At 67.4% G+C, this 26,387-nt stretch carries 29 protein-coding genes; 16 read left to right on the forward strand and 13 right to left on the reverse strand.

Annotation, left to right across the window (positions count from 1 at the left end):
• Window positions 1-17 precede the first annotated feature (17 nt).
• The gene (locus tag ABWV53_RS11360) at window positions 18-497 is read right to left on the reverse strand and encodes a molybdenum cofactor biosynthesis protein MoaE (protein ID WP_353365886.1); all 480 of its coding nucleotides are present in this window, start codon (window positions 495-497) and stop codon (window positions 18-20) included.
• A gap of 11 nt (window positions 498-508) precedes the next feature.
• Window positions 509-739 (reverse strand): hypothetical protein, encoded by a 231-nt coding sequence (locus ABWV53_RS11365; RefSeq protein WP_353365888.1) that lies wholly within the window; start codon window positions 737-739, stop codon window positions 509-511.
• 172 nt (window positions 740-911) lie between these two features.
• Here ABWV53_RS11365 and ABWV53_RS11370 point away from each other — a divergent pair, with 172 nt between their 5' ends.
• The 3 genes from ABWV53_RS11370 to dapA all read left to right on the forward strand — a co-directional run bounded on the left by ABWV53_RS11370 (window position 912) and on the right by dapA (window position 2,741).
• Entirely contained in the window at window positions 912-1,166 is a 255-nt protein-coding gene (locus ABWV53_RS11370) for a hypothetical protein (protein WP_353365890.1), read from the forward strand.
• Between the two features lie 20 nt (window positions 1,167-1,186).
• Window positions 1,187-1,513, forward strand: coding sequence for a hypothetical protein (locus ABWV53_RS11375; RefSeq protein ID WP_353365892.1), 327 nt, complete (start codon window positions 1,187-1,189; stop codon window positions 1,511-1,513).
• Between the two features lie 286 nt (window positions 1,514-1,799).
• A complete protein-coding gene (gene dapA / locus ABWV53_RS11380) occupies window positions 1,800-2,741 on the forward strand; it encodes a 4-hydroxy-tetrahydrodipicolinate synthase (protein ID WP_353365894.1) in 942 nt (313 codons plus the stop codon).
• On the opposite strand, the gene moaD is transcribed toward dapA, so the two are convergent.
• The 6 genes from moaD to ABWV53_RS11410 all read right to left on the reverse strand — a co-directional run bounded on the left by moaD (window position 2,728) and on the right by ABWV53_RS11410 (window position 9,010).
• Window positions 2,728-3,036, reverse strand: a complete 309-nt coding sequence (moaD, locus tag ABWV53_RS11385) for a molybdopterin converting factor subunit 1 (RefSeq protein WP_353365896.1) — start codon at window positions 3,034-3,036, stop codon at window positions 2,728-2,730. The genes dapA and moaD overlap by 14 nt on opposite strands.
• The gene (locus tag ABWV53_RS11390) at window positions 3,033-4,259 is read right to left on the reverse strand and encodes a molybdopterin molybdotransferase MoeA (RefSeq protein ID WP_353365898.1); all 1,227 of its coding nucleotides are present in this window, start codon (window positions 4,257-4,259) and stop codon (window positions 3,033-3,035) included. The genes moaD and ABWV53_RS11390 overlap by 4 nt, the downstream gene beginning before the upstream one ends.
• Window positions 4,259-4,849 carry a molybdopterin-guanine dinucleotide biosynthesis protein B gene (gene mobB / locus ABWV53_RS11395; RefSeq protein ID WP_353365900.1) on the reverse strand — a complete coding sequence of 197 codons (591 nt, stop codon included), beginning with the start codon at window positions 4,847-4,849 and terminating at the stop codon, window positions 4,259-4,261. The genes ABWV53_RS11390 and mobB overlap by 1 nt, the downstream gene beginning before the upstream one ends.
• Before the next feature lie 62 nt (window positions 4,850-4,911).
• Window positions 4,912-6,363 (reverse strand): threonine synthase, encoded by a 1,452-nt coding sequence (gene thrC, locus ABWV53_RS11400; RefSeq protein ID WP_353365902.1) that lies wholly within the window; start codon window positions 6,361-6,363, stop codon window positions 4,912-4,914.
• Window positions 6,363-7,709: a homoserine dehydrogenase gene (locus ABWV53_RS11405; protein ID WP_353365904.1), complete on the reverse strand. Its 1,347-nt coding sequence runs from the start codon at window positions 7,707-7,709 to the stop codon at window positions 6,363-6,365. The genes thrC and ABWV53_RS11405 overlap by 1 nt, the downstream gene beginning before the upstream one ends.
• A gap of 71 nt (window positions 7,710-7,780) precedes the next feature.
• Window positions 7,781-9,010, reverse strand: a complete 1,230-nt coding sequence (locus tag ABWV53_RS11410; RefSeq protein WP_353365906.1) for a pyridoxal phosphate-dependent aminotransferase — start codon at window positions 9,008-9,010, stop codon at window positions 7,781-7,783.
• A 176-nt stretch (window positions 9,011-9,186) separates the two neighbouring features.
• On the opposite strand from ABWV53_RS11410, the gene ABWV53_RS11415 reads away from it, so the two are divergent.
• From ABWV53_RS11415 to ABWV53_RS11430, 4 genes are all read left to right on the forward strand, one after another.
• Window positions 9,187-9,585, forward strand: coding sequence for an Mth938-like domain-containing protein (locus ABWV53_RS11415; RefSeq protein WP_353365908.1), 399 nt, complete (start codon window positions 9,187-9,189; stop codon window positions 9,583-9,585).
• Between the two features lie 158 nt (window positions 9,586-9,743).
• Window positions 9,744-10,229: a peroxiredoxin gene (locus tag ABWV53_RS11420; protein WP_056668379.1), complete on the forward strand. Its 486-nt coding sequence runs from the start codon at window positions 9,744-9,746 to the stop codon at window positions 10,227-10,229.
• Between the two features lie 167 nt (window positions 10,230-10,396).
• On the forward strand, window positions 10,397-12,202 hold the full coding sequence (locus tag ABWV53_RS11425; protein WP_353365911.1) for a PhoH family protein: 1,806 nt from the start codon (window positions 10,397-10,399) through the stop codon (window positions 12,200-12,202).
• 2 nt (window positions 12,203-12,204) lie between these two features.
• Window positions 12,205-12,594 carry a hypothetical protein gene (locus ABWV53_RS11430; RefSeq protein ID WP_353365913.1) on the forward strand — a complete coding sequence of 130 codons (390 nt, stop codon included), beginning with the start codon at window positions 12,205-12,207 and terminating at the stop codon, window positions 12,592-12,594.
• A gap of 215 nt (window positions 12,595-12,809) precedes the next feature.
• Here the strand turns inward: ABWV53_RS11430 and dnaB are convergent, their stop codons facing one another.
• From dnaB to rpsF, 5 genes are all read right to left on the reverse strand, one after another.
• A complete protein-coding gene (gene dnaB / locus ABWV53_RS11435; protein WP_353365915.1) occupies window positions 12,810-14,243 on the reverse strand; it encodes a replicative DNA helicase in 1,434 nt (477 codons plus the stop codon).
• A gap of 186 nt (window positions 14,244-14,429) precedes the next feature.
• Entirely contained in the window at window positions 14,430-14,882 is a 453-nt protein-coding gene (rplI, locus tag ABWV53_RS11440; protein WP_353365917.1) for a 50S ribosomal protein L9, read from the reverse strand.
• A gap of 11 nt (window positions 14,883-14,893) precedes the next feature.
• On the reverse strand, window positions 14,894-15,175 hold the full coding sequence (gene rpsR, locus ABWV53_RS11445; protein WP_011794373.1) for a 30S ribosomal protein S18: 282 nt from the start codon (window positions 15,173-15,175) through the stop codon (window positions 14,894-14,896).
• A gap of 18 nt (window positions 15,176-15,193) precedes the next feature.
• Window positions 15,194-15,484, reverse strand: coding sequence for a primosomal replication protein N (gene priB / locus ABWV53_RS11450; protein WP_353365920.1), 291 nt, complete (start codon window positions 15,482-15,484; stop codon window positions 15,194-15,196).
• A 24-nt stretch (window positions 15,485-15,508) separates the two neighbouring features.
• On the reverse strand, window positions 15,509-15,892 hold the full coding sequence (gene rpsF, locus ABWV53_RS11455; protein ID WP_056668397.1) for a 30S ribosomal protein S6: 384 nt from the start codon (window positions 15,890-15,892) through the stop codon (window positions 15,509-15,511).
• 241 nt (window positions 15,893-16,133) lie between these two features.
• On the opposite strand from rpsF, the gene grpE reads away from it, so the two are divergent.
• The 9 genes from grpE to asd all read left to right on the forward strand — a co-directional run bounded on the left by grpE (window position 16,134) and on the right by asd (window position 26,268).
• Complete coding sequence (gene grpE / locus ABWV53_RS11460) at window positions 16,134-16,688, forward strand: nucleotide exchange factor GrpE (protein WP_056668400.1); 555 nt, start codon at window positions 16,134-16,136, stop codon at window positions 16,686-16,688.
• 115 nt (window positions 16,689-16,803) lie between these two features.
• The gene (gene dnaK, locus ABWV53_RS11465) at window positions 16,804-18,768 is read left to right on the forward strand and encodes a molecular chaperone DnaK (RefSeq protein WP_353365922.1); all 1,965 of its coding nucleotides are present in this window, start codon (window positions 16,804-16,806) and stop codon (window positions 18,766-18,768) included.
• 91 nt (window positions 18,769-18,859) lie between these two features.
• Window positions 18,860-20,002, forward strand: a complete 1,143-nt coding sequence (gene dnaJ, locus ABWV53_RS11470; RefSeq protein WP_353365924.1) for a molecular chaperone DnaJ — start codon at window positions 18,860-18,862, stop codon at window positions 20,000-20,002.
• 324 nt (window positions 20,003-20,326) lie between these two features.
• Complete coding sequence (locus tag ABWV53_RS11475) at window positions 20,327-21,304, forward strand: LysR family transcriptional regulator (protein ID WP_353365926.1); 978 nt, start codon at window positions 20,327-20,329, stop codon at window positions 21,302-21,304.
• 54 nt (window positions 21,305-21,358) lie between these two features.
• The gene (gene leuC / locus ABWV53_RS11480) at window positions 21,359-22,780 is read left to right on the forward strand and encodes a 3-isopropylmalate dehydratase large subunit (protein WP_353365928.1); all 1,422 of its coding nucleotides are present in this window, start codon (window positions 21,359-21,361) and stop codon (window positions 22,778-22,780) included.
• Window positions 22,781-22,806: 26 nt separating this feature from the next.
• A complete protein-coding gene (locus tag ABWV53_RS11485; protein ID WP_353365930.1) occupies window positions 22,807-22,935 on the forward strand; it encodes an entericidin A/B family lipoprotein in 129 nt (42 codons plus the stop codon).
• A gap of 32 nt (window positions 22,936-22,967) precedes the next feature.
• Complete coding sequence (gene leuD / locus ABWV53_RS11490; RefSeq protein WP_353365932.1) at window positions 22,968-23,633, forward strand: 3-isopropylmalate dehydratase small subunit; 666 nt, start codon at window positions 22,968-22,970, stop codon at window positions 23,631-23,633.
• A gap of 85 nt (window positions 23,634-23,718) precedes the next feature.
• Entirely contained in the window at window positions 23,719-24,789 is a 1,071-nt protein-coding gene (gene leuB / locus ABWV53_RS11495) for a 3-isopropylmalate dehydrogenase (protein ID WP_353365934.1), read from the forward strand.
• A 348-nt stretch (window positions 24,790-25,137) separates the two neighbouring features.
• A complete protein-coding gene (gene asd / locus ABWV53_RS11500) occupies window positions 25,138-26,268 on the forward strand; it encodes an aspartate-semialdehyde dehydrogenase (protein WP_353365936.1) in 1,131 nt (376 codons plus the stop codon).
• The last annotated feature ends 119 nt before the right edge of the window (window positions 26,269-26,387 follow it).

Consider the following 26,387-nt stretch of genomic DNA (forward strand, 5'->3'; position numbering starts at 1 on the left):
ATCGAATTAATAGCAAACTAGGCATCTGCCGCGTTCTTCGCCTGAATGCCCCAGCGCGCCAGCGCCGCGTCGTCCGACACGCGCGCGTCCACCCAGCGCGCGCCCTCGGGCGTGGCTTCCTTCTTCCAGAACGGGGCCTGGGTCTTGAGGTAGTCCATCAGGAATTCGCAGGCCTGGAAACTCGCGCCCCGGTGGGCCGAGCTGACGGCCACCAGCACGATCTGGTCGAGCGGCGCGAGCAGCCCCACGCGGTGGACCACCCGCGCGCCGAAGATGTCGAAGCGCGCCAGCGCCTCGTCGATCATGGCCTCGATGGATTTTTCGGTCATGCCGGGATAGTGCTCCAGCTCCATCGACGCCACGCTCTGGCCGTCGCTGCGGTCGCGCACCACGCCGACGAAGCTGCACACGGCGCCCACACGGGCGTCGGCGGCGCGCAGGGCGGCCAGCTCGGCCGCCACGTCGAAGTCGGCGGTCTGGATGGAGACGCGGGGCATGGCGGCGGCCTTCATGGCGAGCGGTGCAGGCGCGGGGCCGACAGCAGCACCATCTGCTCGGCCACCACGGTCTGCAGCGTGCGGCCGGCGGCCGGCGCGCCGGGCGCGGCCAGCGCGGCCTGCAGGCGCTTCAGGTCGGCCACGGTGGGCGCCACGCGGATCTGCGCGGTGGCGCCCGCCACGTTGCCGACCTTGACGAGCGCCATGATCTTCTGGGTCCATTCGTTGGGATTGCGGGCCATGCGGGTCAGTGTGTTGCTCTGTCTGCGGGTGATCGGTTGCGGGAGCGGCGCGGCGCGGCGCCGGGCGTTGAAAGCGCGGGACGTGCCATCATCTGGCCCCATCCCCCGCCGCTTTCGCGCTCGGGGCCTGCGCCGCCCCGCTCGCCCATCGCACCGCACTTTAACGCCCCCCATGGCCACCCAGACCATCACCACCGACCGCTACAAGCTTTTCCCGTCGCCGCGCAACCAGCACCGCGTGGTGTTCGAACATGAAGTCTTCGTGCCCCACCCCTACGCCATCATCGACCTGCCCAGCTTCGACCTCGGCGGCAAGTACAGCCTGTTCGCCGCCTGCCGCCTGGCCGACATGAAGATGGGCCAGCTCGTCACCTTCGAATCGGCGCAGGACATGGAGCGCTTCGAGTCGCGCTTCACGCCCGACTGATCGCAACGGAGCCGCCCCGCATGTCCGACGACAACCAGATCCTCGTGCCGCCCTCCTTCATGGCGGTCTACAGCGACGCCCGCCAGCGGCTGACCGAGCGCAGCGACGTGGTGCGCGCCCGCTACGAGCTGTGCGAAGACCTCGCCTGCCACCTGGTGGAGCAGGCGCAAACGCTCTATCACGTGCAGGCGCCGTCGGAGGCCGACATCCTGCTGCGCATCCACGCGGGCCTTTCGGGTGCCGATTCCGGCGTGAGCGCGGGCGAGGCCCGCTGGATCACGCTGCGCCTGGCCGAGCTGCTGGAGTGGCGCTGCCCCGAGCTGCCGGCGCCTCTCGATCAGTCCTGAACCTGTTTCGCCGTCCCCTGGCTATACTGCGCCCCATGCCATCGCAACACATCGTTCGCCACGCCACCGCCCTCCAGGCGGCGTCGCGCTGCGCTGGCAAAGCCAAGAAACCACAGCTCATCTGACCGGAGCTGCGGTTCCGTCCGGATGAGCGACGGAACCGCCTGGCAGCCCCCCCTTCCCTTCTCGAGTCTCTGTCCCACCCCGGTGGGTCTGCCTGAACGGCATCCGCGCGCTTGCACCGGGCGGCCTCCCATCGGTCGTTCACTGCCAAGGAAGCTCGTTCATGCCATCGCTGTCTCACCCCGCCCATGTCACCCCTGCCCCCACGCCCCGCCGCGATTTCGCGGGGCTCTGGGTTCCCATCGCCACACCGTTCACGGGCGATGTCGTCGACCACGCCGCATTGCGCGCACTGGTGCAGCGCCTGCGGGGCACCGGCATCGCCGGCTTCGTCGCTTGCGGCTCCACCGGCGAAGCCGCCGCGCTGGACCTGCACGAGCAGGACGCGGTGCTGGACACCGTGATGGAGGCCGCTGCCGGCCTGCCGGTGGTGATGGGCCTGTCCGGCCACCACCTGGGCCACGCGCTGGAGCGCGTGCGCCATCTGGCGAGCCGCCCGCTGGCCGGCTGGCTGGTGTCCGCGCCGCACTACATCCGCCCGTCGCAGGCGGGGCTGCGCCTGTGGTTCGAGGCCATTGCCGATGCCAGCGCCTGCCCGGTCATCGTCTATGACATTCCCTACCGCACCGGCGCCACGCTGGAGCTGGCCACGCTGCGCGCCCTGGCGGCGCACCAGCGCATCCAGGCCGTGAAGGATTGCGGCGGTGATGCGGCCAAGACCCAGGCGCTGATCGCCGACGGCACGCTGCAGGTGCTGGCAGGCGAAGACGGAAACATCTTTTCGACCCTGGCGCTGGGCGGCGTGGGCGCCATTGCCGCCAGCGCGCACTGGCAGCCCGAGCGGCTGGTGGAATGCATGCTGGCGATCGGCCAGGGCGACCTGATGCGCGCGCAGCGGCTCTGGCAGGCGCTGGCGCCGATGATGGCGGCCTTGTTTGCCGAGCCCAACCCGGCGCCGCTCAAGGCCCTGCTGGCCCAGCAGGGGTGGATGGAAGCAACCCTGCGGGCGCCTATGACGCAGGCATCGCCAGCCCTGGCGCAGCGGCTGCGCGAGCTGACCAGTTCGCACAAGTCAGAGCTGGCGCCAGCCCTCAACCGCCCGTGACGGGCGGGAAGAACGCCACCTCGGCACCAGGCGGCAGGGTGGCGTCCTCGCCGCAGAGCGTCTGGTTCAGCGCCATGCGCACGGCGCGGCCCGCAGCCAGGCTGCCGGCCCAGGGCTCGCCCCGGGCGATCAGTTCGGCGCGCAGCGCGCCCAGGGTGGCCGCCTGGGTCTGCACGGTTTCGCTGCCGCGCCCGATGGCTTCGCGGATCGAGGCGAAGTACCGCACTTCGACGGTCAGCGGGCCCACGGCTTGCGCGGCCGGCGCTGTGATCGGGGCGGAAGGTACGGTGGTCATGACAGCAGCTCGGCGAAGGGAAGAAAGCGCACGCGGTCGCCGCGGGCGATGGTCTGGCCCGCCGGGTTGTCCACCACGCCGTCGCCCCAGGCGGCGGAGGTCAGCACGCCCGAGCTCTGGTTGCCGAAGCGCTCGAGCGTCCCATCGGCAGCCAGCCGCACGCGCAGGAACTCGCGGCGCTTGTCGGCGCGGGGCCAGTCGAAGCCGGCCGTGGCGTTCAGCGCCTTGGGGGCCACGTCGGCCACGCCCTGCAGCGCCAGCAGGAAAGGCCGCACCAGCAGCGAGAAGGTCACGAAGCTGGACACCGGGTTGCCCGGCAGCCCCATGAAGTGCGCCGACCCGATGCGGCCATAGGCAAACGGCTTGCCCGGCTTCATGGCGATCTGCCAGAGGCGCAGCTCGCCCAGCGCCTCCACGGCGGGCTTGATGTGGTCTTCCTCGCCCACCGACACGCCGCCGCTGGTCAGGATCAGGTCGTGCTCGGCGGATGCGCTGCGCAGCGCGTCCAGCGTGGCGTCGCGCCGGTCGGGCACGATGCCGAAGTCGGTCACCTCGCAGCCCAGGCGGCGCAGCATGGCGCGCAGGAAGAACCGGTTGCTGTTGTAGATGGCGCCGGGCGGCATGTGCTCGGGCGCCACCTCGCCGGGCATGACGAGTTCGTCGCCGGTGGAAAAGAGAGCCACGCGCGGGCGGCGCGACACTGCCAGTTGCGCCAGGCCGATGCTGGCGGCCAGCCCCAGCACGGCCGGGCCCAGGCGCGTGCCGGCGCAGAGCACCTGCGCGCCGAGCGTGATGTCTTCGCCGGCGCGGCGGATCCACTGCCCCGCCGCCGGCACGGCGTTGACGCGCACGCGCTCGCCGCCCGCCAGCGCCTCGCAGTCTTCCTGCATGACGATGGCGTCGGCCCCGGCGGGCACCGGCGCGCCGGTGAAGATGCGCGCCGCGGTGCCGGCCGCGAGCGGCTGGGCGGCGCTGCCGGCGGGAATGCGCTGCGAGACGGGCAGCTCGGCGCCGGCCTGGCCGGCGAGGTCGGCCACCCTCACGGCGTAGCCGTCCATCGAGCTGTTGTCGGTGGGCGGCACCTGCAGCGGCGACGCGGCGCCCTCGCGCAGTACGCGGCCGTCGGCGTCGAAGGTGTCCACGCGTTCCACGTCCAGCAGCGGCGTGGCCTGCGCCAGCAGGTCGGCCAGCGCGTCGTCCAGGGGCTTCAAGGGGGCGCGCATCAGAGGGCTCCTGCGGGGTGGATGGGGGCGGGGGCGAAGGCCGCCGAAGGCCCGGGCGGGGCGTAATCGAAGCGCGGGCCCTGCGCCAGCAGCCAGTCCACCAGCGCCTGCGGCTCGCGCACGTCGAACACGGGCAGCCGCGTGGGCTCGGGCAGGTCGGCGGGCGCGGCGTCGGTGGCGATGGCGACGATGTGGCGGTCTTCGCCATAGCGCGCGGGCCGCTCGCGGTACTCGGGCGACGGAGCGCGCCAGACCTCGACCTTGGGCAGATCGCTTTCCTTGAAGCCTTCCACCAGCACCCAGTCCACGCCGGGGTCCAGCTCGGCCAGCAGCGCATGCACGCTGATGGCGCCGGGTTGCTCGAACTCGCGCATCACGGCCAGGCGGCGGTCCGACGCCACGGCGACTTCATAGGCACCGGCCTCGCGGTGGCGCCAGGTGTCCTTGCCGACATGGTCGATGTCGAAATTGTGGTGCGCGTGCTTGACCACCGACACGCGCATGCCGCGCAGGCGCAGCTCGGGAATCAGTTGCTCGACCAGCGTGGTCTTGCCGCAGCCCGAAAACCCGGCAAAGCCGACCACCTTCATCCTGATTCCTTCATGCTACTGAATTAATAGCTGCAGGCGCCCATGGAACGGGCGCCGCAGGCTCAATGGGCTTGGACTTCCGAGGCCGGCACGGTGCGGCGGATGTAGGCCTTCACGGCCTCCGCATCGGCCGGCAGCACGTGCACGCGCTTAGGGAGCGACTCGATGCCTTCGAACTTCGCCGGCCGCTCGGGCGCATGGCCCAGCGCTTCCACGATGGTGTCGGCGAACTTGATGGGCAGCGCGGTTTCCAGCACGATCATCGGCACGGCCGGGTCGCCGCGCTGCTGCAGCGCCACCTTCACGCCGTCGGCGGTGTGGGTGTCGATGGTGACGCCGTGGCGGGTGAAGTTGTCCTTGATGGTGGCCAGGCGGTCCGCATGGGTGCTCTTGCCGCTGGCAAAACCGTAGCGCGTGGCGGCTTCGGCGAAGCGCGGGTCGCCGCTCAGGTCGAACCGGCCGTCCTTTGCCAGCGCGTCGCCGAACAGCGCTTGGGTGCGCGCTGCATCGCGGCCCAGCAGGTCGAACACGAAGCGCTCGAAGTTGCTGGCCTTGCTGATGTCCATCGACGGGCTCGACGTCTCATGCGTGTCGGCGCTGCCGCGCACGCGGTAGACGCCGGTGCGGAAGAACTCGTCGAGCACGTCGTTCTCGTTGGTGGCCACCACCAGCCGGTCGATGGGCAGGCCCATCATGCGGGCCACGTGGCCGGCGCAGACGTTGCCGAAGTTGCCCGACGGCACGGTGAAGCTGACCTTCTGGTCGTTCGTTTCAGTCGCCTGCACGTAGCCGGCGAAGTAATAGACGACCTGCGCCAGCAGCCGCGCCCAGTTGATCGAGTTCACGGTGCCGATCTTGTACCGGCGCTTGAATTCCAGGTCGTTGCTGACGGCCTTGACGATGTCCTGGCAGTCGTCGAACACGCCGGCGATGGCGATGTTGTGGATGTTCTCGTCCTGCAGGCTGAACATCTGCGCCTGCTGGAAGGGGCTCATGCGGCCGCTGGGGCTGGTCATGAAGACGCGCACGCCGGCCTTGCCCTTCATGGCGTACTCGGCCGCGCTGCCGGTGTCGCCGCTGGTGGCGCCCAGGATGTTGAGCTGCTCGCCGCGCCGGCCCAGTTCGTATTCGAACAGGTGGCCCAAGAGCTGCATGGCCATGTCCTTGAAGGCCAGCGTAGGGCCGTTGGACAGGGCTTCGAGCCAGAGGCCGTCTTCGAGGTGGCGCAGCGGCACGATCTCGCCGGTGCCGAAAACTTCGGCCGTGTACGTCTTCTCGCACAGGCGCTTCAGGTCGGCGGCGGGAATGTCGTCGATGTAGAGCGAGAGGATCTGGAAGGCGAGCTCGGCGTAGCCCTGCTCGTGGTAGGCCGTGCGCAGGCGGGTGAGCGCGGCGTCATCGATCTGCGGATAGTGCTCGGGCAGGTACAGGCCGCCGTCGGGCGCCAGACCTTCGAGCAGGATGTCGCAGAAATGCTTGCGGTCCGGGTGGCCGCGCGTGGAGAGGTACAGCATCAGTTCAGCTCTTCCTTGCGGATGCGGGTGATGGGCGCCAGCACGGTGGGCAGGGCCTGCATCTGGGCGATGGCATCGTTCATGGTGCCTTCGCGGGTTTCGTGCGTGAGGATGATGAGGTCGGTCTGCGCGGAGTCGGCGCCGCCCACTTCGTCGGCCTCGCGCTGCAGCACGGCGTCGATGCTGATGCCGGCGCCGGCCAGCAGGCCCGTGACCTTGGCCAGCACGCCGGCCTGGTCGGCGACGCGCAGGCGCAGGTAGTAGCTGGTGACGACTTCGCTCATAGGCAGCACGGGCAGCTGGGCCTGGGCCTGGTCCAGCGTGTGCGGCTGGAAGGCCAGGTGCGGCACGCGGTGCTCGGGGTCGGCCGAGGCCAGGCGGGTGATGTCCACCAGGTCGGCGATCACGGCGCTGGCCGTGGGCTCGCTGCCCGCGCCCTTGCCGTAGTAGAGGGTGGTGCCCACGGCATCGCCCTGCACCACCACGGCGTTCATCGCGCCTTCGACGTTTGCGATCAGGCGCTTGGCGGGCACCAGCGTGGGGTGCACGCGCAGCTCCACGCCGTCGGTGCCCGCGCCGGTGCGGCGCTTCGCAATCCCTAGCAGCTTGATGCGGTAGCCCAGTTGCTCAGCGTACTTGATGTCGGCGCCGGCCAGCTTCGTGATGCCTTCCACGTAGGCCTTGTCGAACTGCACCGGAATGCCGAACGCGATGGCCGACATGATGGTGGCTTTGTGAGCGGCGTCCACGCCCTCGATGTCGAAGGTCGGGTCGGCCTCGGCATAGCCCAGCGCCTGGGCTTCCTTCAGCACCACGTCGAAGTCCAGGCCCTTGTCGCGCATCTCGGACAGGATGAAGTTGGTGGTGCCGTTGATGATGCCGGCGATCCACTGGATGCGGTTGGCCGTCAGGCCTTCCCGCAGCGCCTTGATGATCGGGATGCCGCCGGCCACGGCGGCCTCGAAGGCGACCATCACGCCCTTGGCGGAGGCGGCGGCGAAGATCTCGGTGCCGTGCACGGCCAAGAGCGCCTTGTTGGCGGTGACCACGTGCTTGCCGGCGGCGATGGCTTCGAGCACTAGCGCACGGGCGATGCCGTAGCCGCCGATGAGCTCGACCACGATGTCGATGTCGGGGTTGGCGATGACGGCGCGGGCGTCGTTCACCACCTGCACGTCGGCACCGGCCGCGGCGCGCGCGCGCTCCACGTCCAGGTCGGCCACCATGGTGATTTCGATGCCGCGTCCGGCACGGCGGCGGATCTCTTCCTGGTTGCGTTGCAGCACGTTGAACACGCCGCTGCCGACGGTGCCGATGCCCAGCAGGCCTACTTGGATGGGTTTCATGGTCAAAATTTCAGTCAAATCGGGCTGCAGCGCTTGGTGGATGGGCGCATGCAGCTATCAAAAAAGGAGCGTCAGGCGCTGGCGTGCCGCTGCCGGTACTGGGCGAGGAAATCCGCCAGGCGGCCGATGGCCACCCGCAGGTCGCCTTCGTGCGGCAGGAACACGATGCGGAAGTGCTGGTTGTCCGGGAAGTTGAAGCCCGAGCCCTGCACCAGCATCACGCGCGTGGCGCGCAGCACCTCCATGAAGAATTGCCGGTCGTCCGCGATGGGGTACATCGCCGGGTCCAGGCGCGGGAACATGTAGAGCGCCGCCTGGGGTTTCACGCAGCTCACGCCCGGGATCGCCGAGATGAGTTCATAGGCCAGGTCCCGCTGGCGCCGCAGGCGGCCGCCTTCCCTGACCAGGTCGTTGATGCTCTGGTAGCCGCCCAGGGCGGTCTGGATGGCCCACTGGCCGGGCACGTTGGAGCCCAGCTTCAGGTTGGCCAGCATGTTCAGGCCCTCGATGTAGTCGCGGGCGTCGTGCTTGGGGCCTGAGACGATCATCCAGCCGGCGCGGTAGCCGCACGAGCGATAGGCCTTGGAGAGCGAATTGAAAGTCAGCGTCAGCACGTCGGTCGAGAGGCTGGCCATCGCCGTGAACACGGCGTCTTCGTACAGCACCTTGTCGTACACCTCGTCCACCAGCAGCACCAGGCCGTGCTCGCGGGCGATGGCGACGATGCCCTTCAGCAACTCCCTGGAATAGAGCACGCCGGTGGGGTTGTTGGGGTTGATGACCACGATACCCCGGGTGCGCGGCGTGATCTTGGCGCGGATGTCCTCCAGGCTGGGCAGCCAGCCGTCCGCCTCGTCGCACAGGTAGTGCACCGGCTTGCCGCCCGAGAGCGACACGGCGGCCGTCCAGAGCGGGTAGTCGGGCATGGGCACCAGCAGCTCGTCGCCGTCGTCGAGCAGCGCGTTGGTGGCCATCACGATCAGCTCGCTGGCGCCATTGCCCAGGTAGATATCGTCCAGCGTGACGCCGGCGATGCCCAGCTGCTGCGAGTAGTGCATCACCGCCTTGCGCGCCGCGAAGATGCCCTTGCTGTCCGAATAGCCGGCCGAGTCGGGCAGGTTGCGGATCATGTCCTGCTGGATCTCTTCCGGCGCGTCGAAGCCGAACGGCGCCATGTTGCCGATGTTCAGCTTGATGATCTTCTGGCCCTCGTCCTCCATCTGCTTGGCCGCATCCACGATCGGGCCGCGGACATCGTAGAGAACGTTTTGGAGCTTGGCGGATTTGTGGACGGTCTTCATGCGGCGCGAACGCCAGCGCGCAGGCTGGCGGAAGAGGGGAATCGGTCCTGCGGGGCACGGCGCGCCCCCGGCGAAACCTATAATTTGACCACAGTTCTCCCAGGCGGAGCCGGGGCCGGCGCCCCTCCCATCCAGGGCCCTCCCGCGGGGCCGTGCCACACCGGACGCACCCATCCATGAAGTTCCAACCCGACCGATCCAGCTCCCAGACCATCAGCGGCTACGGCCCCGGCTGGATCGGCGTGGACGCCGACCGCATCACGCACAGCGTGGTGCTGACCTCGGGCGGGGTGCGCATCGACTGGAACTGCGCGCGCTACGAAGACCTGACGCCGGCCCACTTCGCGCAACTGGCCGAACTCGATTGCGAGCTGGTGATCTTCGGCAGCGGCGGGCGCAACCGTTTCCCGCCGCCCGCGTGGCTGCAGCCGCTGATGGCGCGCCGCATGGGCCTTGAAACGATGGACACGCAGGCGGCCTGCCGCACCTACAACATCCTGGCGGGAGAAGGCCGCAACGTGGCGGCGGCGCTGCTGCTGGAAACCGCGCCGCAGGCGGGCTCGGCCAGCGCCTGACGCAGGGCGAATCGTGTCAGCCGGTTACAGACTGCGAATCGCGAAAGAGTGCGTTTCAGGGTAAAATACCGGGTTGCGGTCGGGGGCACTTACAAGAGCAATAACACACCCGCTCCCCCGGCTTTCCAGCGACTTTCTTTCTAGAGAGACTAAGTGCCATGGCGATCGTTGTCAACAAACCCCTCCCTGAATTTGAAGCCAACGCGACCGGCGGGATCAAGGTCTCCAACACCTCCCATCTGGGGCAGGTCATGGTGCTGTACTTCTACCCGAAGGACAACACGCCTGGCTGCACCACCGAGGCCATGCAGTTCCGCGACAAGTACAAGGATTTCGTGAAGGCCGGCGCCGCCGTCTTCGGCGTGTCACGCGACAACATGAAGTCGCACGACGACTTCAAGGAAAAGCTCGAGCTGCCCTTCGAGCTCATCGCCGACACCGAAGAAAAGATGTGCCACATGTTCGGCGTGGTCAAGAACAAGATCATGTACGGCAAGAAGGTCAAGGGCATCGAGCGCAGCACCTTCCTCGTCGGCCCCGATGGCATCCTGGTGGAAGAGTGGCGCGGCCTGAAGGTGCCCGGCCACGTGGACGACGTGCTCAAGGCCGTGAAGTCCATCAAGACGCTGAAGAAAGCCGCCTGACCGGCTGCGGCCAGTTGCCGCGGACCGTCTCCGGGAGTAGGCATAATGGGTCGATGCTTCTGAGCGACGCAACGACTCCCTCCCCCGCACAAGCCGCCTTGGCCTCCAGGCGGCTTTTTGCTTTCTGACGCGCGCTTTTCCTACCTTCTCAACGAGGCCCCTGTCCCATGCCCCTGCCCCCCGCCCCCGCCAAGCGCGCCGCGCTGCTCTCCTCGGATGCGTACCTGCAGACTTCCCCATCGGCGGATGCTGAGACCCCGGAACGTGACATCGACGCCGCAGCCCCGTCGCGGGGCCGCAAGACCGCCGCCCGCACCAGCAAGGCGACCAGCGCCAGCCGGGCTGCCAGCGTGACCGCCGAGTCTTCGGCCGCAACGGCTCGCCGCTCGGCAGCGCCGGCGCCCTACCCACAGGCTGCACCCGCTGCGGCCCCCACGGAGCCCAGCCGCTCGCGCAAGCCGCGCAGCCCTGCCGCAGCGCCCGCGCCTGCCGTGGTCGCCGCGCCAGCGGCCCAGCCGGCCGCAGCCCCCGCGACGGTGGCCGCCAAGCCCGCCGAACGCCCGCGCAAGCAGCGCAGCACCGGCCCGAAGAAAATGTTCGTGCTGGACACCAACGTGCTGCTGCACGACCCGACCTGCCTGTTCCGCTTCGAGGAGCACGACATCTTCCTGCCAATGATCGTGCTGGAGGAACTCGACGGCCACAAGAAGGGCATGACCGAGGTCGCCCGCAACGGCCGGCAGGCCAGCCGCACGCTGGACGCCTTGGTGGGCGTGAAGGGCGCGGACATCGGCCGCGGCATCGACCTCGATTCGACCGGCCAGCGCGCCGCGGGCGGCTGCCTGCACTTTCAGACCGAGCCGCTCGACTACCAGCTGCCCACCAGCCTGCCGCAGGGCAAGGCGGACAACCAGATCCTGGGCGTGGTCGAGGCGCTGAGCCAGCGCTACGCGCCGCGCGAAGTGGTGCTGGTGTCCAAGGACATCAACATGCGCGTGAAGGCGCGCGCGCTGGGCCTCAATGCCGAGGACTACCAGAACGACAAGACGCTGGAGGACGGCGACCTGCTCTATTCCGGCGTGATGGCCCTGCCCGCCGATTTCTGGACCAGGACCGGCAAGAACGTGGAGAGCTGGCAGCATGGCGCGCACACCTACTACCGCGTGGGCGGCCCGGTCGTGCCGCAGCTGATGATCAACCAGTTCGTGTACTTCGAGGCGCCGGGCGAGCCCAGCCTGTTCGCGCGCGTCACCGAGATCCGCGACAAGACCGCCGTGCTGCAGACGCTCAAGGACTACGGCTCGGCCAAGAACACGGTCTGGGGCGTGAACACGCGCAACCGCGAGCAGAACTTCGCCATGAACCTGCTGATGGACCCGGAGGTGGACTTCGTCACGCTGGCCGGCACGGCCGGCACCGGCAAGACGCTGATGGCGCTGGCCGCCGGGCTCACCCAGGTGCTGGACGACCGCCGCTACACCGAGATCATCATGACCCGCGCCACCGTGAGCGTGGGCGAGGACATCGGCTTCCTGCCCGGCACCGAGGAAGAGAAGATGGGCCCCTGGATGGGCGCGCTGGACGACAACCTCGAGTTCCTGGCCAAGGGCGATGGCGGCAACGCCGGCGAGTGGGGCCGCGCCGCCACCAACGAGCTGATCCGAAGCCGCATCAAGATCAAGAGCATGAACTTCATGCGCGGCCGCACCTTCCTGAACAAGTACGTCATCATCGACGAGGCGCAGAACCTGACGCCCAAGCAGATGAAGACGCTGATCACGCGGGCCGGCCCGGGCACCAAGATCATCTGCATGGGCAACCTGGCGCAGATCGACACGCCCTACCTGACCGAAGGCTCCTCCGGCCTGACCTACGCGGTGGACCGCTTCAAGGGCTGGCCGCACAGCGGGCACATCACGCTGGCACGCGGCGAGCGCTCGCGCCTGGCCGACTTTGCCAGCGAGGTGCTCTGAGCATGGCGGTGGGATGGATGACGGCGCTGAAGCTGGTGCCGTGGAACGAGGTGATCGAGGCCACGCCGCAGATCCTGCAGGCGGCGCGCCGCCTGATGGGCTCGGCCCAGCGCGCGCCCGCAGGCCCCTCGCCCACCCCCGGCACTGCCGGCGCCACGGCGGCGTTGGGCGTGAGCACCGGCGATCAGCTGGCGGTCATGCGCGAAGCCCTGCTGCAGTTGCAGGACGAGCAGCGCGCCTCGGCGACGCTGATCGAATCGCTGGCCGAGCAGAACGCGGTGCTGGTGCGCGCGGTGGACGCCCTGCGGGTGCGCCAGCAGCGCCTGCTGTGGGCCGTGGGCGCGCTGGGCGCGGCCACGCTGGGGCTGCTGGTCTGGGCGTTCAATCAGTAATACGCCAAGCGGTCACACCAGACAGGCCCGAAAAGAGGCAGCTATCAAAACAATAGCACCTGGCGCTTGTGTACCAATCGCCAGGTGCTATTTTCATTGAGAACAACGTCATACGGGTTTGCCTTCAATCGGATAACTAGGCGGGAAGCCGAAGACAGTGCTGTAGCACGGCGAGGCGAACCAACTTGCGTTAGACGGTTGAAGGCGAATCCGTATCAGAAGTCGTCGCCGCCGTAGCCCATGGCCAGGTTCTCGAAGCGCGTCTGGTTCTTCTGGAAGAACACCTTGACCGTGCCGGTCGGGCCGTTGCGCTGCTTGCCGATGATGATCTCGGCGATGTTCGGCTCCTTGCTGTCCTTGTTGTAGTAGTCGTCGCGGTAGATGAACATGATGATGTCCGCGTCCTGCTCGATGGCGCCCGACTCGCGCAGGTCGGACATCATGGGCCGCTTGTCGGTGCGCTGCTCGACCGAGCGGTTGAGCTGCGACAGCGCGATCACCGGGCACTGCAGTTCCTTGGCCAGCATCTTCAGGCCCCGCGAGATCTCGCCCAGCTCGGTGGCCCGGTTGTCGCCGCCGCTGGCGCCCGAGCCGCTCATCAGCTGCAGGTAGTCGACCACGATCAGCCCGAGCTTGCCGCACTGGCGCGCCAGCCGACGGGCGTTGGCGCGCAGTTCGCTGGGCGTAAGGCCCGGCGTTTCGTCGATGTGCAGCGAGACGGTGCGCAGGCGCTCGATGGCTTCGGTCAGGCGCGGCCACTCTTCGTCGCTCAGCTTGCCAGTGCGCAGGTTGCCCTGGTTGACGCGGCCGATGGAGCCAACGATACGCACCGCCAGCTGGGCGGCGCCCATTTCCATCGAGAAGATGGCGACCGGCAGGCCTTCGTTCAGCGCCACGTGCTCGGCGATGTTCACCGCGAACGAGGTCTTGCCCATGGAAGGCCGTGCCGCCAGCACCACCATGTCGCCCGCCTGCAGGCCGGACGTCATGCGGTCCAGATCGGCGAAACCCGTGGGCACGCCGGTCACGTCCATGGGGTTGTCAGCCATCTCCTGCACGCGGTCCAGCAGGTCGATCACCAGCGTGTCGAGCGACTGGAAGCCCTGCTTCATGCGCGAGCCTTCCTCGCCGATGGCGAAGATCTTCTGCTCGGCCTCGTCCAGGATGCGCTCCACCGTCTTGCCCATCGGGTTGAAGGCATTGGTGGAGATCTCGTCGCTGGCCGTGACCAGCTTGCGCAGCACCGAGCGCTCGCGCACGATCTCCGCATAGCGCCGGATGTTGCTGGCGCTCGGCACGTACTGCGCCAGGTTGTTGAGGTAGGCCAGGCCGCCCACCTCCTCGGCCTTGCCCAGGCTCTGCAGTTCCTCGAACACCGTGATCACGTCGGCCGGCTTGCTGGCGTTGACCAGCTTGCCGATGGCGGCATAGATCTGCTGGTGTTCGTGCCGGTAGAAGTCGCTGTCGACCAGCAGGTCGCCGACCCGGTCCCAGGCCATGTTGTCCAGCAGTAGCCCGCCCAGCACGCTGGATTCGGCCTCGACCGAGTGCGGCGGCACGCGCAACTGCGCCACTTCGCGATCGGCGGAGGACTGGGGCAGCGACGAGGGCATGAATTCGTCGTCGAGAGGGGGCATGACGGCGGACATCGGCGGACTCCTTCAGCGGGGCGAGAGAACCGGCCCCACGGGACCGGGGCTGGGGACAGACCTGTGGACAAACCGTTGACAGGCAGGGGACGCGCAGTGGATGCGCTGTGCATGGCGCAGGGGGCCATAAAGCACAAAAGCCGCCCGGAGGGCGGCTTCGTTGTTGTGGCCGGCGGGCTCGCTGACTTAAGCGGTTTCGCCGTAGACCGACACGGTGACTTCCACCACCACGTCGGTGTGCAGGGCCACGCTCACGGTGCTGTCGCCAACGACCTTGATCGGGCCGTTGGGCAGGCGCACTTGCGACTTCACGACCTGGTAGCCTTGCTTGTTCAGCTCTTCGGCGATGTCGTGGTTGGTGACGGAGCCGAACAGGCGGCCGTCCACGCCGGCCTTCTGCGTCAGCTTGACGGTCGTGCCGCCGAGCTTTTCGCCTTGGACTTCGGCTTCTGCCAGCTTGGCGGCAGCAGCCTTTTCCAGTTCGGCGCGCTTGGCTTCGAACTCAGCCTTGTTGGCTTCCGTGGCACGACGGGCGCGGCCCGAAGGGATCAGGAAGTTGCGGGCGTAGCCGTCCTTGACCTTGACGATTTCGCCCAGGTTGCCGAGGTTCACGACCTTGTCGAGCAGGATGATTTGCATGGTCGGGCTCCTTAGATCTTGTGCTGGTCGCTGTAAGGCACCAGGGCCAGGAAGCGGGCGCGCTTGATGGCGGTGTTCAGCTGACGCTGGTAGATGGCGCGCGTGCCGGTCAGGCGCGCGGGGATGATCTTGCCGTTTTCGGCGATGAAGTCACGCAGGGTGTCGACATCCTTGTAGTCGATCTCTTCCACGCCAGCGACCGTGAAGCGGCAGAAGCGCTTGCGCTTGAACAGCAGGGACTGGGTGTTGCGCTTGGGGCGCTTGTCTTTGTTGAACTTCTTGAACGTGGCCATTTTCGGACCCCTTGAAAATTAATCTTGTTGAATATCCTGGATGTGGAAAACCAGCCCCTTGCCGTTGCGCGGCGAGGCCAGGAAACCCTGGAACTTCCAGCGGCTTCCCAGTGCCTGCCTGGCCAGCCGCTCCGCGAGCGCGCCGAAGGCCACTGCTTTCACGGCCGCCCGGACTTCACGCCGGGTACCTGCTTCCTGCTGCTGCGACTCGTGTTCGAGCCGCAAGTCCAGCGCGGGCAGTCCGGCGGGCGTGTAACGCAAGGGCTTCGCCTCGCCGATACAGGCCGTCAGGGCCACTTGGTTTTCCACTCCTCCCGGCTCAAAGGCCGTCGATCAGCGCTGTTCGCGCTCGGTCGCGGCGAATTCGGCCTGGCTGGCCTTGCGGGCTTCTTCGCGCTCGACGGTCTTCATCATCGAAGATGGGCCGGTGTCGGCCTTCTTCTTCTGAACCGTCAGGTGGCGCAGCACGGCGTCGTTGAACTTGAAGGCATGCTCCAGTTCAGCCATCACGGCCTGGTCGGCTTCGATGTTCACGCACAGGTAGTGGGCCTTGGCCAGCTTGTTGATGAGGTACGCCAGTTGGCGGCGGCCCCAGTCTTCCACGCGGTGCACCTTGCCGCCGCCGGCGGTGATCATGCCCTTGTAGCGCTCCAGCATGGCTGGAACCTGTTCGCTTTGATCCGGGTGGATCAACAAAATGATTTCGTAATGACGCATGCAAACTCCTTCTGGATGACACCACCTGCTGCGTCTTTTGAAGCAGTGTGGCAAGGCAAAGCCGGCGATTATAGCGCGTGACATTCCGGCTTGTACACTGACAGCCCCGTTGCAGGGCCGCGACGGGCCAGGCCGACGGCACCGGGCGCCTCGTGCGAACGGGTGTTCGCGGCTTTTCGCTTGAAATCCGCCGGGTCGCACCGACCTCCGGCGCGTACCGTTCATTTTCCAACACACCGACATGTCCGACCACAATCCAGCCAACGCCCCTGCGGGCCAGCAGCCCGCCCCCGAAGAAGTCGAAGCCGCGATGGCGGCCCACACGTCCGACGAGCTGAGCCGGCTGCAGAACGAGCTGGCCGAACTCAAGGCCAAGAGCGCCGACCTGGCCGACCAGTTCCTGCGCGCCAAGGCCGAGGCCGAGAACGCCCGCCGCCGGGCCGAGGACGAAGTGTCGAAAGCCCGCAAGTTCGGCATCGAAAGTTTTGCCGAAAGCCTGCTGCCGGTGGCCGACAGCCTGGCCGCCGCGCTGGCGATCAAGGACGCCACGCCCGAGCAGCTGCGCGAAGGCTCCGACGCCACGCTGCGCCAGCTGACCGCCGCGCTGGAGCGCAACAAGGTGCTGGCGATCAACCCCGCCGCCGGCGAGAAGTTCGACCCGCACCAGCACCAGGCGATCAGCGTGGTGCCGGCCGAGCAGGAAGCCAACACCGTCGTCACCGTGCTGCAAAAGGGCTATGTGATCGCCGACCGCGTGCTGCGGCCCGCGCTGGTGACAGTGACGGCGCCGAAGTAACGCGCCGCCCGGCCCGAACGGCCTTCAAATTTTTCGGATGCGCCGGCTTGAAGCCGGACGAGTTATCCACAAGTTACGGTCATCCACATTTTTTGTCAGACAAGCGGAGAACAACATGGGAAAAATCATCGGCATCGACCTGGGCACCACCAATAGCTGCGTTGCCATCATGGAGGGCAACACGACCCGCGTGATCGAGAACAGCGAAGGTGCCCGCACCACCCCGTCCATCATCGCCTACCAGGAAGACGGCGAGATCCTCGTCGGCGCCTCGGCCAAGCGCCAGGCAGTCACCAACCCCAAGAACACGATCTACGCCGCCAAGCGCCTGATCGGCCGCAAGTTCGAGGAAAAGGAAGTGCAGAAGGACATCGACCTGATGCCCTACGCCATCGCCCGCGCCGACAACGGCGACGCCTGGGTCGAAGTGCGCGGCCAGAAGCTGGCCCCGCCGCAGATCAGCGCCGAAGTGCTGCGCAAGATGAAGAAGACCGCCGAGGACTACCTGGGCGAGCCCGTGACCGAGGCCGTGATCACCGTGCCAGCGTATTTCAACGACGCGCAGCGCCAGGCCACCAAGGACGCCGGCCGCATCGCCGGCCTGGACGTCAAGCGCATCATCAACGAGCCCACCGCCGCGGCCCTGGCCTTCGGCCTGGACAAGCAGGACAAGGCCGATCGCAAGATCGCCGTGTATGACCTGGGCGGCGGCACGTTCGACGTGTCGATCATCGAGATCGCCGACGTCGATGGCGAGAAGCAGTTCGAAGTGCTGTCCACCAACGGCGACACCTTCCTGGGCGGCGAAGACTTCGACCAGCGCATCATCGACTACATCATCGCCGAGTTCAAAAAGGAACAAGGCGTGGACCTGTCCAAGGACGTGCTGGCCCTGCAGCGCCTGAAGGAAGCCGCCGAGAAGGCCAAGATCGAGCTGTCGAACTCCTCGCAGACCGACATCAACCTGCCCTACATCACGGCCGACGCCTCCGGTCCGAAGCACCTGAACATCAAGCTGACCCGCTCCAAGCTGGAAAGCCTGGTGGACGAGCTGATCGAGCGCACCATCGCCCCTTGCCGCACGGCCATCAAGGATGCCGGCATCAGCGTGTCCGACATCAACGACGTCATCCTGGTGGGCGGCATGTCGCGCATGCCCAAGGTGCAGGAGAAGGTCAAGGAATTCTTCGGCAAGGAACCCCGCAAGGACGTGAATCCCGATGAAGCCGTGGCCGTGGGCGCCGCCATCCAGGGCCAGGTGCTGTCGGGCGACCGCAAGGACGTGCTGCTGCTGGACGTGACGCCGCTGTCGCTGGGCATCGAGACCCTGGGCGGCGTGATGACCAAGATGATCACCAAGAACACCACGATCCCGACGAAGTTCGCGCAGACCTTCTCGACCGCCGACGACAACCAGCCGGCCGTGACGATCAAGGTGTTCCAGGGCGAGCGCGAGATCGCCAGCGCCAACAAGCTGCTGGGCGAATTCAACCTCGAGGGCATTCCACCCGCAGCCCGCGGCACGCCGCAGATCGAAGTGTCGTTCGACATCGACGCCAACGGCATCCTGCACGTGGGCGCCAAGGACAAGGCGACCGGCAAGGAAAACAAGATCACCATCAAGGCCAACTCGGGCATCTCCGAGGAGGAGATCCAGAAGATGGTGAAGGACGCCGAGCTGAACGCTTCGGAAGACAAGAAGAAGCTGGAACTGGTGCAGGCCCGCAACCAGGGCGAGGCCGCCGTGCACAGCGTGACCAAGAGCCTGGCCGAGCACGGCGACAAGCTGGACGCCGGCGAGAAGGAACAGATCCAGGCAGCCGTGAAGGCGCTGGAAGACGTGCTGAAGGGCGAGGACAAGGCTGCGATCGACGAGAAGACGACCGCGCTGATGACCGCCAGCCAGAAGCTGGGCGAGAAGATGTACGCCGAATCGCAGGCAGCGCAAGCTGCTGCGGCCGGTGGCGCCGAAGCCGGCGCGGGCGGCCCGTCGGCCGGCGGTGCATCGTCGTCCGCGGGCTCCGCGCCCCACGACGACAACGTGGTGGACGCCGAAGTGAAGGAAGTGAAGAAGGGCTGATCTCCGCGCGAGCGTGATCCGCTAGCCGCCGCGCCAGGCCCTCCCCCAGGGGCCAGCGCGGCGTTCCTGTTCCAACGAGGCTCGAAAAGACATGTCCAAGAGAGACTATTACGAAGTGCTGGGCGTTCCCAAGAACGCCTCGGACGACGAGATCAAGAAGGCTTATCGCAAGCTGGCGATGAAGCACCACCCGGACCGCAACCAGGGTGATGCCGCCAAGCCGGCCGAGGAGAAGTTCAAGGAGGCCAAGGAAGCCTACGAGATGCTCTCCGACCCGCAAAAGCGCGCGGCCTACGACCAGTACGGCCATGCCGGCGTGGACCCGAACATGCGCGGCCCGGGCGCCGGCGCGGAGGGTTTCGGCGGCTTCGCCGAGGCCTTCGGCGACATCTTTAGCGACATGTTCGGCCAGCAGCGCGGCGGCGCGCGGGGCGCGGGTGGCCGGCAGGTCTATCGCGGCAACGACCTGAGCTATGCGATGGAAGTCACGCTGGAAGAAGCCGCGAAGGGCAAGGAAGCGCAGATCCGCATTCCCTCGTGGGAGTCGTGCGAGACCTGCCACGGCAGCGGCGCCAAGCCGGGCACCAGCGCCAAGACCTGCGGCACCTGCCAGGGTTCGGGCACGGTGCAGATGCGCCAGGGCTTCTTCAGCGTGCAGCAGACCTGCCCGCACTGCCGCGGCACGGGCAAGATCATTCCCGAGCCCTGCGGCACCTGCCACGGCCAGGGCCGGGTCAAGAAGCAGAAGACGCTGGAAGTGAAGATTCCCGCCGGCATCGACGACGGCATGCGCATCCGCAGCACGGGCAATGGCGAACCGGGCGCCAACGGCGGGCCGCCAGGCGACCTGTACATCGAGATCCGGGTCAAGAAGCACGACATCTTCGAGCGCGACGGCGACGACCTGCACTGCCAGGTGCCGGTGAGCTTCATCACCGCCGCGCTGGGCGGCGAGATCGAAGTGCCCACGCTGGCGGGCAAGGCGGCCATCGACATTCCCGAAGGCACGCAGGCCGGCAAGCAGTTCCGCCTGCGCGGCAAGGGCATCAAGGGCGTGCGCTCCAGCTATCCAGGCGACCTGTACTGCCACATCGCGGTGGAAACGCCGGTCAAGCTGACCGAGCACCAGCGCAAGCTGCTCAAGGAACTGGACGAGTCGCTGAAGAAAGGCGGCGGCAAGCATTCGCCGAGCGGCGAGAGCTGGACCGACCGGCTGAAGAACCTGTTCACCTGAGCGGACCTGCTCCCGCGCTCCGCAAAACGCTCCGCGCTTCGGGCCCGGAGCGTTTTTTTTGCCCTGCTGCACCGGGAAGATGACCTCGATGCTACTGTTTTCATAGCTGCATGCGTAGGTTGTACAAGCGCAAGATGCCTTTTTCAGTCCTGCGCCAGCGGGCGACGAGGTGCTGCCGGATGGTCCGTACGACCATGCCTATCGGCGGGCAATAGCCATCCCATCGCGATGGACGACATCTCCAACCACGATGACGGTATGCGATTCTGCGAAGGAAAATGTCCACCTCTTCTCGAAAAGAGAAGCAGCAACACCTATTCCCCGATGAAAAGCTCCGAGCGCAGTTTTGCGCGCCGTATCGACCTGACCTCGCTGCAGCTCTTCGTGGCCGTGTGCGAGCTGGGCAGCATCGGGCGCGCGGCCGAGCGGGAATTCATCGCCGCGTCGGCGGTCAGCAAGCGCCTCTCAGACCTCGAAACCGCCGTCGATACCGCGCTGCTCTACCGCCACAGCCGGGGCGTCACGCTCACGCCGGCCGGCGAGAGCCTGCTGCACCATGCCCGCACCGTGCTCTTCGGGCTGGAGCGCATGCAGGGCGAGCTGAGCGAATACGCCGGCGGCGTGCGCGGCCATGTGCGCATGCATTCCAACATCTCGGCCATCGTGCAGTTCCTGCCCGAGGACCTCGGCGCGTTCTCGCGCCTGCACGGCCAGATCAAGATCGACCTGCAGGAGCACCTGAGCCCCGCCGTGCTGCACGCCGTGCGGGAGGGCGCGGCCGACCTGGGCGTGTGCCACACCGGCGCCGCCGCCGGCACGGCCGACGCCCTGCAGATGCGGCCCTACCGCCGCGACCGGCTGGTGGTGGTGGTGCCCGAGGGCCATCCGCTGGCCGGGCGCGAGGCCGTGGCCTTCCAGGACGTGCTGGACTGGGACATCGTCGGCCTGCACGCCGGCAGCAGCATCAGCCTGGCGATGCGCCAGGCCGCCGCGCACACCGCCCGGCCGCTGCGCCAGCGCATCCAGGTCACCGGGCTGGACGCCATGTGCCGCATGATCGACAACGGCCTGGGCGTGGGCCTGCTGCCCGACCGCGCCTTCGCGCTGATGCGCGGCGTGGGCCGGCTGCAGTCCGTGCTGCTGGATGAGCCCTGGGCCGAGCGCCAGCTGCAGCTGGTGGCGCGTGACTTCGACACGCTGCCCGTCACCGCGCGCCTGCTGGCCGAGCACCTGACTGCGCTGCCGACCCTGGCGGCGCCGCCGGCCGACGCGCTCCTAGAATCCGCACCGATCGGGCGGTAGCCCGCCCCGTTTTCCCTTTCCCACCCTTCCCCCACGCCAAGAAAAGAGACCGCCATGGGACGCACCCTGTACGACAAGATCTGGGACGAGCACGTCGTCCACACCGAAGAGGACGGCACGGCCATCCTCTACATCGACCGCCACCTGGTGCACGAGGTGACCAGCCCGCAGGCATTCGAAGGCATCCGCCAGGCCGGCCGCAAGGTCTGGCGCGTCAGCTCCATCGTGGCGACGGCCGACCACAACACGCCCACCACCGGCTGGGAGCGCGGCTACGACGGCATCGAGGACCCGATCAGCAAGGAACAGATCACCACGCTGGACAAGAACATCGCCGAAGTGGGCGCCGCCGCCTTCTTCCCGTTCATGAGCAAACGCCAGGGCATCGTCCACGTGATCGGCCCGGAGAACGGCGCCACCCTGCCCGGCATGACCGTGGTCTGCGGCGACAGCCACACCAGCACGCACGGCGCGTTCGGGGCGCTGGCGCACGGCATCGGCACCAGCGAGGTCGAGCACGTGATGGCCACGCAGACGCTGCTGGCCAAGAAGGCCAAGAACATGCTGATCCGCGTGGACGGCCAGGTGGCGCCCGGCGTGACGGCCAAGGACATCGTGCTGGCCATCATCGGCAAGATCGGCACGGCCGGCGGCACGGGCTACACCATCGAGTTCGCCGGCCCCGCCATCCGCGCCCTGAGCATGGAAGGCCGCATGACGGTCTGCAACATGGCCATCGAGGCCGGCGCCCGCGCAGGCCTGGTGGCGGTGGACGACAAGACCATCGACTACGTCAAGGGCCGGCCGCTTTCTCCCAAGGGGCTGGAGTGGGACCAGGCCGTCGCCTACTGGAAGACGCTGCATTCCGATGCCGACGCGCAGTTCGACACCGTGGTCACCCTGAACGGCGCCGACATCGTTCCGCAGGTCACCTGGGGCACCTCGCCCGAGATGGTGCTGGGCGTGGACGCCCGCGTGCCCGACCCCGACAAGGAAAGGGACGCCAACAAGCGCGGCGCCATCGAGCGCGCGCTGACCTACATGGCGCTGGAGCCCGGCAAGCCGCTGGCCGACATCTTCGTGGACAAGGTGTTCATCGGCAGCTGCACCAACAGCCGCATCGAGGACATGCGCGAAGCCGCCGCCGTGGTGAAGAAGCTGGGCCAGAAAGTGGCCAAGAACATCAAGGTGGCCATGGTGGTGCCGGGTTCGGGCCTGGTGAAGGAACAGGCCGAGCGCGAAGGGCTGGACCAGGTCTTCAAGGCCGCGGGCTTCGAGTGGCGCGAACCCGGCTGCTCCATGTGCCTGGCGATGAACGCCGACCGGCTGGAGCCCGGCGAGCGCTGCGCCAGCACCAGCAACCGCAACTTCGAAGGCCGCCAGGGCGCGGGCGGGCGCACCCACCTGGTCAGCCCCGCCATGGCCGCCGCGGCCGCGGTGCACGGGCACTTCGTGGACATCCGCCAGTTCGCCTGAGCGGCACGGCCCCGGAGGACACCGCCATGAAGAAGACCTTCACCGCCCTGCTCGCGCTGGCCCTCGCGGCGCTGCTGGCGGGCTGCAACACCGTCAAGGGCATGGGCCAGGACGTGCAGCGCGCCGGCAGCGCCATCGAGCGCGCCGCCAAGTAAACCGAACCGCACCGAACCGACCGTTTCCCACCATGCAGCAATTCACCATCCACACCGGCCTCGTGGCCCCCATGGACCGCGAGAACGTCGATACCGACGCCATCATCCCCAAGCAGTTCCTCAAGTCGATCAAGAAGACCGGCTTCGGCGTGAACCTGTTCGACGAGTGGCGCTACCTGGACCACGGCGAGCCCGGCCAGGACCCGGCGAGCCGAAAGCCCAACCCCGACTTCGTGCTGAACCAGCCGCGCTATGCCGGCGCCTCGGTACTGCTGGCGCGCAAGAACTTCGGCTGCGGATCGAGCCGCGAGCACGCGCCCTGGGCGCTGGACCAGTACGGCTTCCGCGCCGTGATCGCGCCCAGCTTCGCCGACATCTTCTTCAACAACTGCTTCAAGAACGGCCTGCTGCCCATCGTGCTGCCCGAGGCCACCGTGGCCCAGCTGTTCGACGAAGTGCATGCCTTTCCGGGCTACGAGCTCACCATCGACCTGGAGCGCCAGGTCATCGTGCGCCATAACCGCGACGAGGTGGTCGGCGAGGAGATCCCGTTCGAGGTGAACGCCTTCCGCAAGTACTGCCTGCTCAACGGCTTCGACGACATCGGCCTCACTTTGCGCCAGTCCGAGAAGATCAAGGCCTTCGAAGCCGAGCGCCTGGCGACCAAGCCCTGGCTGGCGCACACCATGGCCAGCTGAGCGGCCTGCGCCCTAATTACCTATCAAAACAGGCTGCAGTGCTCATTCCATCGGCGCAGGCAGCTATCAAAAGAGAAGCAAACCAATGAAAATCGCAGTTCTGCCGGGTGACGGCATCGGCACCGAGATCGTCGCGGAGGCCGTCAAGGTGCTCGAGGCCATGGACCTCGGCCTGGAGATGGAGTCCGCCCTGGTCGGCGGCGCCGCCTATGAAGCCCACGGCCACCCGCTGCCCGAATCGACGCTGAAGCTGGCGCAGCAGTCCGACGCCATCCTGTTCGGCGCGGTGGGCGACTGGAAGTACGACAAGCTCGACCGCCCGCTGCGCCCCGAGCAGGCCATCCTGGGCCTGCGCAAGCACCTGGGCCTCTTCGCCAACTTCCGCCCCGCCATCTGCTATGAGCAGCTGGTGGGCGCATCCAGCCTCAAGCCCGAGCTGATCGCGGGCCTCGACATCCTCATCATCCGCGAGCTGACGGGCGACATCTACTTCGGCCAGCCGCGCGGCCGCCGCGTGGCCACCGACGGGCACTTCCCCGGCGCCGAGGAAGCCTTCGACACCATGCGCTACAGCCGCCCGGAGATCGAGCGCATCGCCCACGTCGCCTTCCAGGCCGCCCGCAAGCGCAGCAAGAAGGTCACCAGCGTCGACAAGGCCAACGTGCTGGAGACCTTCCAGTTCTGGAAGGACGTGGTCACCGACGTGCATAAGGAATATCCCGACGTGGAGCTGGAGCACATGTACGTCGACAACGCCGCCATGCAACTGGTGAAGAAGCCCAAGGCCTTCGACGTGATGGTGACCGGCAACATGTTCGGCGACATCCTCTCGGACGAAGCCTCCATGCTCACCGGCTCCATCGGCATGCTGCCCTCGGCCAGCCTGAACGCGAAGAACCAGGGCCTGTACGAGCCCAGCCACGGCAGCGCGCCCGACATCGCCGGCAAAGGCGTCGCCAACCCGCTCGCCACCATCCTCAGCGCCGCGATGATGCTGCGCTTCAGCCTGAACCAGGAAGCCGCCGCCCAACGCATCGAGGCTGCCGTGCAGAAAGTGCTGGCGCAGGGCCTGCGCACGCCCGACATCTGGAGCGAAGGCACGACCAAGGTGGGCACGGCCCAGATGGGCGATGCCGTGGTGAAAGCGCTGGCCTGACCCGAGCGGCCCCTGGATTGAGCGAAGCGGCCCTGCGGCCGCTTTTTTGTGGGGCCCGGTGCAGGGCGGTGGCGCGCTGGAACAACACGCATCGGCCCATGCGCAACCTGCATGGGCAGCGCGTGCACTACAATCCATCCCCATGTTTGCCGCCCGCCCGTTCGCCCTGAACACCACCGCAGCCGCCCTGGCCGCCGTGACCGTGCGCGCAATCACCACCAAAACCACGACCATTACGGGCTGATCCAGCTCCGGTTCCGTCGTGCGCCCCTCCTGGCCCTGACGAGCCGGGCAGGAACAGTCCCGGTCGGGCATTGTTTCTTCTTAAACTGAGTAGGGGTGTTGAAAATGAGCAAGTTGGTAGGTCTGGTCGGCTGGCGTGGCATGGTCGGCTCTGTTCTCATGGATCGCATGCAGGCCGAAGGCGACTTCGCGCTGATCGAGCCGATGTTCTTCTCCACGTCCAACGCGGGCGGCAAGGCCCCCGCGCAGGCGAAGAACGAAACCACGCTGCGCGATGCGTTCGACATCGACGCGCTCAAGCGCTGCGACATCATCCTCACCGCCCAGGGCGGCGACTACACCAGCGAAGTCTTCCCCAAGCTGCGCGCCGCCGGCTGGAACGGCCACTGGATCGACGCCGCGTCGACCCTGCGCATGAAGGACGACGCCGTCATCGTGCTCGACCCGGTGAACCTCTCCGTCATCAAGGATGCGCTCGCCAAGGGCGGCAAGAACTGGATCGGCGGCAACTGCACCGTCAGCTGCATGCTGATGGGCGTGGGCGCGCTGTACAAGGCGGGCCTGGTCGAGTGGATGAGCACGCAGACCTACCAGGCCGCCAGCGGCGGCGGCGCCCAGCACATGCGCGAGCTGCTCACGCAATACGGCACGCTGAACGCCGAGGTGCGCTCGCTGCTGGACGACCCGAAGAGCGCCATCCTGGAGATCGACCGCAAGGTCATCGCGAAGCAGCGCAGCCTGTCCGAAGCCGAGACGGCCAACTTCGGCGTGCCCCTGGGCGGCAGCCTGATCCCCTGGATCGACAAGGACCTGGGCAACGGCATGTCCAAGGAAGAATGGAAGGGCATGGCCGAGACGAACAAGATCCTCGGCCAGGGCGAAGGCTTCGGCACCCAGGCCGTGCCGGTCGACGGCTTCTGCGTGCGCGTGGGCGCCATGCGCTGCCACAGCCAGGCGCTGACCTTCAAGCTGAACAAGGCAGTGCCGGTGGCCGACATCGAGGCCATGATCGCCGCCGACAACGAGTGGGTGAAGGTCGTGCCGAACACGCGCGAGGCCACCATCAAGGATCTGACGCCCGTCGCCGTGACCGGCACCATGACGATTCCCGTCGGCCGCATCCGCGAGCTGGCGATGGGCCCGGAATACATCGGAGCCTTCACCATCGGCGACCAGCTCCTCTGGGGCGCCGCGGAGCCGCTGCGCCGCATGCTGCGCATCCTGCTGGACGCTTGATGACTACGGACCTTCGGGTCCGTTTTTCATGGGCTGGCGGGGTGAAGCGATCAGGCCTCGCCCCCCGCTGATGGGTGGCACCAGGGGAGGCGCGTTGTACCGCCCCAACACGCCCAACC

The organism is Acidovorax sp. FG27, from assembly GCF_040365715.1.
In the GTDB taxonomy this organism is placed as follows: Bacteria; Pseudomonadota; Gammaproteobacteria; order Burkholderiales; family Burkholderiaceae_C; genus Paracidovorax.